7 protein-coding genes are annotated in these 9,367 nt (G+C 56.7%); 6 read left to right on the top strand and 1 reads right to left on the bottom strand.

Annotated features, from left to right (window positions below; all coding sequences use genetic code 11):
- Positions 1-119 precede the first annotated feature (119 nt).
- On the bottom strand, positions 120-1,394 hold the full coding sequence (locus ENN40_05095; GenBank protein HDP94722.1) for an adenylosuccinate synthase: 1,275 nt from the start codon (positions 1,392-1,394) through the stop codon (positions 120-122).
- 162 nt (positions 1,395-1,556) lie between these two features.
- Between ENN40_05095 and ENN40_05090 the strand changes: the two genes are divergently transcribed.
- From ENN40_05090 to ENN40_05065, 6 genes are all read left to right on the top strand, one after another.
- Positions 1,557-3,608, top strand: coding sequence for a hypothetical protein (locus tag ENN40_05090; GenBank protein HDP94721.1), 2,052 nt, complete (start codon positions 1,557-1,559; stop codon positions 3,606-3,608).
- Positions 3,609-3,663: 55 nt separating this feature from the next.
- A complete protein-coding gene (gene pepT, locus ENN40_05085; GenBank protein HDP94720.1) occupies positions 3,664-4,911 on the top strand; it encodes a peptidase T in 1,248 nt (415 codons plus the stop codon).
- Positions 4,824-6,542 (top strand): ABC transporter substrate-binding protein, encoded by a 1,719-nt coding sequence (locus ENN40_05080; protein HDP94719.1) that lies wholly within the window; start codon positions 4,824-4,826, stop codon positions 6,540-6,542. The genes pepT and ENN40_05080 overlap by 88 nt, the downstream gene beginning before the upstream one ends.
- Positions 6,517-8,004 carry an AAA family ATPase gene (locus tag ENN40_05075; protein ID HDP94718.1) on the top strand — a complete coding sequence of 496 codons (1,488 nt, stop codon included), beginning with the start codon at positions 6,517-6,519 and terminating at the stop codon, positions 8,002-8,004. Before ENN40_05080 ends, ENN40_05075 begins: the two co-directional genes overlap by 26 nt.
- 111 nt (positions 8,005-8,115) lie before the next feature.
- Positions 8,116-8,712, top strand: a complete 597-nt coding sequence (locus ENN40_05070; protein ID HDP94717.1) for a flavin reductase family protein — start codon at positions 8,116-8,118, stop codon at positions 8,710-8,712.
- Positions 8,713-8,737: 25 nt separating this feature from the next.
- Positions 8,738-9,136 (top strand): DUF454 domain-containing protein, encoded by a 399-nt coding sequence (locus ENN40_05065; GenBank protein ID HDP94716.1) that lies wholly within the window; start codon positions 8,738-8,740, stop codon positions 9,134-9,136.
- Positions 9,137-9,367 lie beyond the last annotated feature (231 nt).

Genomic DNA, 9,367 nt, shown 5'->3' with positions numbered 1-9,367 from the left:
GCCTTCCTGTCACCTGATACCTGATGTTTTTTCCCCTTCCGTGTGTTCCGTGGTTTTGTTGAAATTTCCGGTTCGTGGGCGACCGGCCGGTCGCCCCTACATCTTCCCTCTTCAACTTTTCAACTCTCCAACTTTCTTTTAATGGTCTGGTCGCGGCCGCTGCCCACGGATACGTAGTCCACCGGTACACCTACGGCTTCCTCGATCACCCGGATGTATTCCTGCGCCGCCGTCGGTAGAGCGCCGTAGTCGCGGACCACCGCCACCGAGCCATTCCAGCCGGGGAGTTCACGCACCAGCGGTTCGGCCTCCTCCAGGAACTCCACCGAGGGATCGAAGTCGTGGACCTCGCGCCCACCGCTGCGGTAAGCATGCACGAGAGGGATGGAATCCAAACCGTCGAGGACGTCCAATTTGGTGAGGAAGAGACTGTCCACTCCGTTGATCATCACCGCATACCGCAAAGCCACCAGGTCAAGCCATCCCACCCGCCTCGGCCTGCCGGTGGTGGCGCCAAATTCTCCGCCCTTTTCCCTCAGCCATTCGGCCTGAGAACCGGCCAGCTCCGACGGAAACGGGCCTTCGCCGACCCGGGTGGCATAGGCCTTGGCAATCCCGGTAATCCGGCCCAATGCTTGTACGGGCAAACCGGTGCCGGTAAATACGCCTCCCACCGTGGGATTGGATGAGGTGACAAAGGGATAGGTACCGTGGTGGATATCCAGCAAGGCTCCCTGTGCCCCTTCGAAAAGGATCGACTGACCCTCGCGGAAACGGCGGTTCAGCATCCAGGCGGTGTCGGTGATATGGGAGCGCAGGAACTTGCCGGCCTCCATGTAGGCGTCCATGTATTCCTCTATCTCTGTTCCTTCAGCTCCATATGCCTGCACCAAGCGGTTGTAGTATTCATTGAGAATGACTGCTTTGCGCCGGAATCGCGATGAATTCAGCAAATCTCCCACAAAGAGGGCCCGGCGGCCGGCCAGGTCCTCGTAGGCCGGCCCGATTCCCCGCCGCGTGGTGCCGATTTTATGGTAACGGGATTGTTCAAACACGATGTCCAGTTTCTGGTGAAAAGGCATGATCAGGGGTGCCCGATGACTGACCCAGAAATTTCCCGCGTCCACGCCCAGGGATTGCAGGTGGCGCAGTTCATCCACCAATTGCAGGGGATTGACCACCACGCCGTTTCCGATCACCGACGCGGTATGAGGGGAGAAAACACCGGATGGCAAGAGGTGCAGAATCACTTTTTGATCGCCGTAATAGACGGTATGGCCGGCATTGTGCCCACCCTGGTAGCGAACCACCACATCGAAATTTTTAGCCAGGTAATCGATGGCCTTGCCCTTGCCTTCATCACCCCATTGCAAACCCATGACCAGCAGGTTCATTTATGGTCTCCTCAAGCTCCGGAAAAATCGGCCCCCAATGGAAGCCGGCGGGGGTAAATTGTAACAGAGCCGCACAAACCATGCAAATTTTGATCCATGTGGAGGCTGGTCCGCCTGGCCGACAATCTGCTATAATGAACACTCCGGAAAAAAGGAGGGCGGATGATTGGGGCAAAACGCGTTTTCAGGCGGATATTGCTGGTTCTCTTGTTGGGATTTTTTACCGCCGCCCCATCCCGAACTTTCACTTTTCAAACCGGTGTGCCGGATCATGCCCCCGGAGAGATCCTGGTACGTTTTCAGGCCGGAGTTGATCCCGGCATAGTAACGCACGATCCCGACATCCGTGTGCTGCTGTGCGATGGCACCACCTGGCAACGCGTATCCCGCCTGCAAACAAACATCCAACTCCTCTGCATGGGCAATGTGGGTTTGCATCGGGAACAGGCGGTGTTGGCCGCCCTGCGGCGGTATCCCCGGGTAACGGCCGCCTCTTTGAATTATCGCCGCAGACCCGCCCGGGAACCCCGGGATCCCTTGTACAACAGGCAATGGAACCTCTCGAACCGCGGCGACAACGCGCCCCTGATTCCGGGTATCGCCGGTGCCGATATCGGCGCCGAAACCGTATGGAAAATTGTCACCGGGGATTCCGCGTTGACCGTAGCCGTAATGGATACGGGTATCGACTATGAACACCCCGACCTGACGGCCAACATGTGGCGCAATCCACTGGAAATTCCGGGAAATGGCATTGACGATGACGGCAATGGATATGTCGATGATTGGCTGGGCTATGATTTCGCCGCTGATGCCGATGGCGCAAATGATGCCGACCCCATGGACAAAGACGGCCATGGCACCCACGTGGCCGGCATCATCGCCGCCAGGGGCGACAATGCGCGGGGAATCGCGGGCATCAGCTGGCATACGCGCCTGCTGGCCGTCAAGACCGTACGTCCGGACGGCTATACGTACTCCAGCGACATTGTGGAAGCCCTGGAATACATTTGCCAATTGAAACGCTCCGGCGCGGCAAACATCGTGGCCTTGAACTGTTCATTCGGCGGCAGTGGATATTCCGAAGTTGAAGAACAGGCTTACCGGCAAGTCGCCCGAGAAGGAATTGTCATTCTGGCGGCGGCGGGAAACGGCGGTGACGATGACGTGGGCGACGACAACGACGAGCATCCCTTTTACCCCGCATCTTATGACGTCGCCGGCATTCTTTCCGTGGCCGCTACCACTGCTGATGACAAACTCGCCGATTTTTCGAATTACGGAGACCGAAGCGTGGACCTGGCCGCTCCGGGACACGGCGTTTTGTCAACGGTTCCACGGGAATGCGGTCGCCTGGCCCAGGTTGAGGCGGACTATGAGGCAATCCCGGCACTGGGCCTGGAGTACGCCGGCCCCACGCCGGGAATTACGGCCATGCTGGTTCCCTGCGGGCTCGGTTTGACCGCGATAGATTTTTCTTCCGAGGTAAACGGAGCCATAGCCCTGATAGAACGCGGAGAAACCACTTTTCAGGAGAAAGTCCGCCTGGCCGCCCTCGCCGGAGCGAGGGCGGCAATCATTTTCAACAACCTGGAGGGCAATTTCAGCGGGACTTTGCAAGTGGCGAAAGAATGGATCCCAGTTGTGTCCGTGTCACGAGAAAACGGCCGGAAATTGAGGACACAGGCATTTACTCCCGTCACGGTGATCAACAGGGTGGCGGATTACGACTACATGAGCGGCACGTCAATGGCGGCCCCTCACGCCGCCGGCGCGGTGGCATTGCTTGCATGCCTGTACGGCCCCGAGTCGGTATCCCGCCGCGTGGCCCGCCTGATGATGGCCTATACTCCCCTGGCCCACCTGTCTGATCGCATCGCCTGCGGCGGACGCCTGAACCTGGGGTGCCTGGCTTCACCGCCCGCGCTTGACGTCACGGCCAAGCGCCGGCGCAATGAATCCCTGCTTCAGACCGAGTATGTGGTTCACATCACCTGGCGCCGCGATCCAGCATCCCCGAATCGGGGTGTTTCCGGCTACCACGTGTTTCAAACCCACCCCAGATTCCAGATTGTCTCCACTCTGGGTTCAGAAGCATCGGAACTTCAGATTCGCCGGGTTTCCCGCGAGAACGAACTGGAATTCGGCGTAACCGCCCTGGATCTGCAAGGACATTGCGGTGCGGCCGCATTCGCCGTGGTTCAAGACGAGTGATTTTTTTGCCAATCCTGCGACATTGGCCTATAATGTTTCGGACAGGAGGCATGAGATGCAATTTCCCGACCTGATGGAACGCTTTATTGCTTACGTGCGCATCAACACCCAATCCAGTGAGGAATCCAGCGATTTTCCCTCAACTCCCCACCAAATCAACCTTTCGCGCCGACTGCAAAATGAACTTAAAGATATGGGGTTAATCGACGCAACTTTCAACCAATGGGGATATGTTCTCGCAACACTGCCGTCCAACCAAAACGGAAACGGTCCGACCATTGCCCTGATCGCCCACGTCGACACATCCCCCGACGTCTCCGGTGAAAACGTCAACCCCCGCATTCACCCCGATTACAACGGTGAAGATATTGACCTTTCCGGCGACGGCCGCTGGATTCTAAAAGTGAGCGAAAATCCTCACTTGGCGAAACAAAAAGGCAAAACCCTCATTACCACGGATGGAACAACCTTGCTGGGAGCGGATGACAAGGCCGGCATCGCTGAAATCATGGCCGCCTTGCAATACCTGATCAACCACCCCGAAATCCCGCGCCCGCGCATCCGCGTGATATTTACGCCGGACGAAGAAACCGGCCGGGGTACGGAGCATATCACCCTGGAGGAGATCGATGCCGATTTCGGCTACACGGTGGACGGCGAAAAACTGGGTGAAGTAGAGGATGAAACCTTCTGCGCCGACTCGGTTCATCTAAAGATAACGGGCGTCAATGTGCATCCCGGCTATGCCAAGGGCAAACTGCTCAACGCCATCAAGTTGGCGGCCGAGATCATCGATTCCCTGCCCAAGGACCGCCTGTCACCTGAAACCACGGAAAAACGTGAAGGCTACCTTCACCCCCACTCCATTGAAGGCGGAAGTGAACAGGTTACCCTGAAATTTCTGGTTCGGGATTTTTCTGAAGAGGGATTGCATGACCATGAGGCGAAATTGCATCAACTGGTGGACCAGGTGGTGCAGCGCCATCCGGGTGCCGGTGTCGATTTTGAATTTATTGAATCGTACCGCAACATGAAAACCGTTCTCGACAACCATCCACAAGTATTGGCCAAAGCCCTTGAGGCGGTAAAAATGGCCGGCCTGGAGCCGATACACAATATGATCCGCGGCGGCACCGACGGGGCCAGGTTGAGTTTCATGGGACTGCCCACCCCCAACCTGTTTACCGGAGGCTCGAACTTTCACTCCCGCTACGAATGGATTGCCGTGGAAGACATGCAAGCCGCCGCAAGGGTGATCGTTCATCTCATAAGTCTGTGGGGACACGAGTGGAAAACAGCTTGACTGCTCTTCTGAGAGGCCGAATCAATATGCGGCGGACATGGCGGTATTTCCTCCTGGCATGGGCTTTGTTGCTCTATCCGGGCTGCGGCCCGGACTCTCCGCAGCCGGCTCCTTTGGTAACCAACCGCATTAACTCCGAAGCTGAATTGTCCGTCTGTTTTCAAAACCACAATTTCAACTCGTTTATCCCTTCTGAGCTGCATTTCTACAACGAAGCCCAGGCGCTGGAATTGGTGTTCAACACCCTGGTGAAAGCCGACCACGCAGGGCACCTTTCTCCCGACCTGGCCGCCTCCTGGGAGATCTCCAACAACCGCCTGGAATACACCTTCCATCTTCGTCCCGAGGCCCGCTTTTCCAACGGTTCTCCCCTTTCCAGCAAGGACGTGATCTTTACATTGGAACAACTGATCCGCCGCTGGGGTAACGAAAATGAATTCAGCTGTATCGCCGGCGCCACTGATTTCGCTCAAGGCAAAAGCCATGTCGTCAGCGGCCTGGAGGCCGTAAACAATCACTGCCTGCGCATTCACCTGGTGCGCCCTTTCAACATCTTTCTCCACCTCCTTGCGTCCAAAGCCACATCGATCATTCCCGTGAATTACGCCGGAAAATCGTTGGATGAATTCCGCCGCCAACCGGTTGGTACCGGACCGTTCCACCTTGAGAAAGAGCTGGAGAAGGTGAACGTCAAACACCAGCCCTTTTCTAAACTGAGCTTTCATCGCCGGGATGACTACTTTGCCGGACCGCCTTCACTGAAACGGGTACACATCTTTCTCCCGCAGGATACTCCCCGCGCCAACACCCTCTACTTTTTCGATGTTTTCCTTCCTCCTGAAGGATTTGCCGTTTCCACATTTCCTCGCCAAAGCCACCGCATCATATCCACTGCGCCGGATGTGCAGGTGTTCCTGACCCTGAACCCCTCCCCGACCAACCCGGATGCCCTGTCGCGTGAATGGCGCCATATCATGCAGTTTGGCATTGATCGCCAACAATTGATCGCCGACCTGGGTTTGGAGCGTTCCGTGCTTCCCGCCTATACCATCATGCCGGTCAGCCTGTTCGGCCACAATCGCTATTTCCGTTTAAACCCGGAAAGGGCTTCTCGCGCCCGGCGGCAACTGCCGCCAACCGCACGGCGAGTTGTGAATGTAACCATTTATCCACGCCATGTGAGCCTGATCAACGCCCTGAACAAACAAATGGCTCCTTTCGGGCTCCGCCTGGAGAGCGATATCATACCCCTTGAGCCATATTACGCCGGCATGAGAGATCCGCAGCGACAGGCCATGATCGTACGCGGTGTTGCGGATTATCCCCATGCCTACAATTTCCTATACCAGTTGTACTCCGGCAACGGGCTGCTCAACTACTTTAACCACGCCAACCCCCGCATCCGTGAAGCAATCGAACGATTGCCGCTCGGCAACATCCGTCTTCAGGCGCAGTTGCTCGAACAGCTTGCGGATCTCTGCGCCGAGGACGCCTGGTATATCCCGCTTTACTTTGTTTCCGACAGTTTTGTACTGAAGTTCCATGTCAACCCCCTGGGATTCAAGTTCGGGGGCATCATCGACTTTCATAGCATTGAGGTAAACCATGAATCCTTCCATGGAAGCGATTAGGCAGTCCATTCTGGTGGGGCAACCCCTGATCCAGATCCTCTCATACGAAGAGAAACGGGTGGAAGGCTTCCTGCTCCGCATGGCGGAACAGGTACACAAAGCCCCCGCTCTCGCCCATTGGGATATCAACCATGGACTGGTGAAAGAAAACCATTCCGTCCCGGAAAGCCGGGACCCCGTTATCGCCATAGATGCGGTAATCAATGACCCTGAACCCGGATTCACCGTGTTCCGCGACCTGGGGCCGGAAATGCGCAGATCCGGGCGGGTCGTACGCAAATTGCGTGATGCCTACAAAATCCTCAAAGGCAAACGCAAAATCATTTTTCTTCTCTCATCAGATGAGTATTTTCCCCAGGACCTGAAAAAAGAGATCGACATCTTCCCGTTTCCCCTGCCCGGCATTGACGAACTGGGAGCACTTTTTGAGAGGTTCCTCGAGAGCATGCGGCGGTCCGGGCGTCAAATCCAATTAAACGAAGCCGAACGCCGCGACTTTGTAATCGCCGCCCAGGGCCTGACCCTTGACGAGGCCTACAAAGCCTATATGAAAGCCTTTCACAACCAGCCGCTTATCACCGCCGGCCTGGTCAAGGGCATCCACGAAGAAAAAAAGCAACTGATCATGAAGGAAAACGTGCTGGAGTATTTTACTCAGCGGTTTACCCTGGATGACCTGGGTGGGTTGGATAATTTGAAAGACTGGCTGCAGAAGCGCCGTCGCGCCTTTACGGACGCGGCACGCGAGTTCGGATTAGAGAAACCCCGGGGATTCTTGTGCATGGGGGTTTCCGGTTGCGGAAAAAGCCTTTCCGCCAAGGTCACCGCCTCCTTATGGAAGCTGCCCCTTTTCCGCCTGGACATGAACCTGGTGTATTCGGGCATGGCCGGCTCACCCGAACTGGTATTCTCACGGGCCCTGCAGACCATGGATTCCGTGGCGCCGGCGGTACTGTGGATCGACGAAATTGAAAGCGGCATTTCCGACAAGCAGGGAGACAGTTCTTCTTCCCGCATCCTGGGTTATTTTTTGACCTGGATGCAGGAGCACACATCAGAGATCTTCGTGGCCGCCACCGCCAACCGCATCGACCTGTTGCCCGCGGAACTGTTGCGCCGCGGCCGCTTTGACCAGATTTTTTTTATCGACTTGCCCACGCGCCGGGAACGGGAAGAGATTTTTTCCATTCACCTCAAGGCCAAGGGAAACGATGTGTCCCACTTCAACGTACCGCAATTGGCCCAGATCACCAAGGGCTGGTCCGGCAGCGAAATCGAGCAGGTCATCATCTCCGCCATGTACGAGGCCTTTAACGAGAACCGCCCCTTGAGTGAAGACGACCTGCTGGTTATTTTCGGTAACAGCGTGCCCCTGGCCACCACCATGGAAGAGCAGATCAAAAAGATCCGTTCCTGGGCGCACAACCGCGCGGTCAGGGCTTCAAAAGACGTAGAGTACTGACCCAAGCGGATTTTCGGCGCCGGAACTCCGAGATTCACACCGCCCCGGAAACCACGCGACTCGACTTGCCATCGGCAACGAGCTGGTGTACAGTTGCGAAACGGAGGCCCCATGAGCGATCAACCCACACGCCTGTTATGGAAACCCGGCGCCATGCTCTATCCGGTTCCCGCCGTGCTGATCAGTTGCGGTGATTTTGACGGTCACATGAACCTGGTCACGGTTGCATGGACGGGTACGGTGTGCAGCGACCCGCCCATGTGTTCCATTTCCCTGCGCCCGGAACGCTTTTCCTACAACCTCATCCGTGAAAGCGGGGAGTTTACCGTGAACCTGACCACCGCCGCTATGGCCAGGGCTGTTGATTGGTGCGGCGTGAAAAGCGGCCGCGAAGTGGATAAATTCAAGGAAATGCAACTGACACCCCTGCGGGCCTCGCAGATCCGTGCCCCCCTGGTGGCGGAGTCACCAATCAACCTGGAGTGCCGGGTTACCGAGGTTCGCGAACTCGGCAGCCACCACCTCTTTCTTGCCGAAGTCCTGGCCGTTCAGGCCGATCCCGCCTTTCACCGCGGAAACACCGGCTACTTCGACCTGGCCGCCGCCGCCCCCATCTGCTACTGCCACGGTCATTACCACCGCATGGGCAAGCACATCGGCAAGTTCGGCTTCTCCGTGAAAAAGAAACCCCGCAAGAGCCGGCGCTAAAACCCCCCGGCTGTTTTCGAGTATCATGCAAAAGCAGCGGATGATTTCGAGAAGCCGGCGATTTTTGCTGGTCACTTCAGGCGCAATTTTCGTGGGACTTGGAGTGGCGGGGATTTTCCTGCCGTTGCTGCCCACCACGCCTTTTCTGCTCCTGGCCGCGGCCTGCTACGCGAAAAGTTCGCCCCATCGCCTGCAGCGATTGCTGCGCAACCGCTGGTTCGGCCGCTACCTGCATGATTACCGCGACGGTCGGGGCATCCCGGCCTGGGTGAAAGTGTGGACATTAACCTTGTTGTGGACCACCATTGCGCTGTCAGCGATCTTCGCCACCAGACTCTTATGGGTACGCATCCTGCTTGGGGCAGTTGCGTTGGGGATCACCCTGCACATTTTGCTACTGCCGTCGGCAAAACAGAAAAGTTAAAGAGTTGTAGAGTTTAAGAGTTGAAAAGTTGAAGAGTTGAAAAGTTTGGTTCTATTACGTTTTGTGTGGGCAAGCCCGAATTGATGATTGGCGAGGGGTTGTGGAGAGGAGTACCCGCAGGGCATAAAGCATAAGCGAACGCAAACGGCAGGTTCCGGGGCCCCATGGGCTGAGGCAGGACGGCCGAAGGTAAAATGATGCCCCGGATTACATCCCAAACAACCACCGGGG

It is taken from the genome of Candidatus Aminicenantes bacterium (assembly GCA_011049425.1).
In the GTDB taxonomy this organism is placed as follows: Bacteria; Acidobacteriota; Aminicenantia; order UBA2199; family UBA2199; genus UBA876.
Note: the sequence above shows the minus strand (reverse complement) of the source record. Positions and strands in the feature narration are given on the sequence as shown.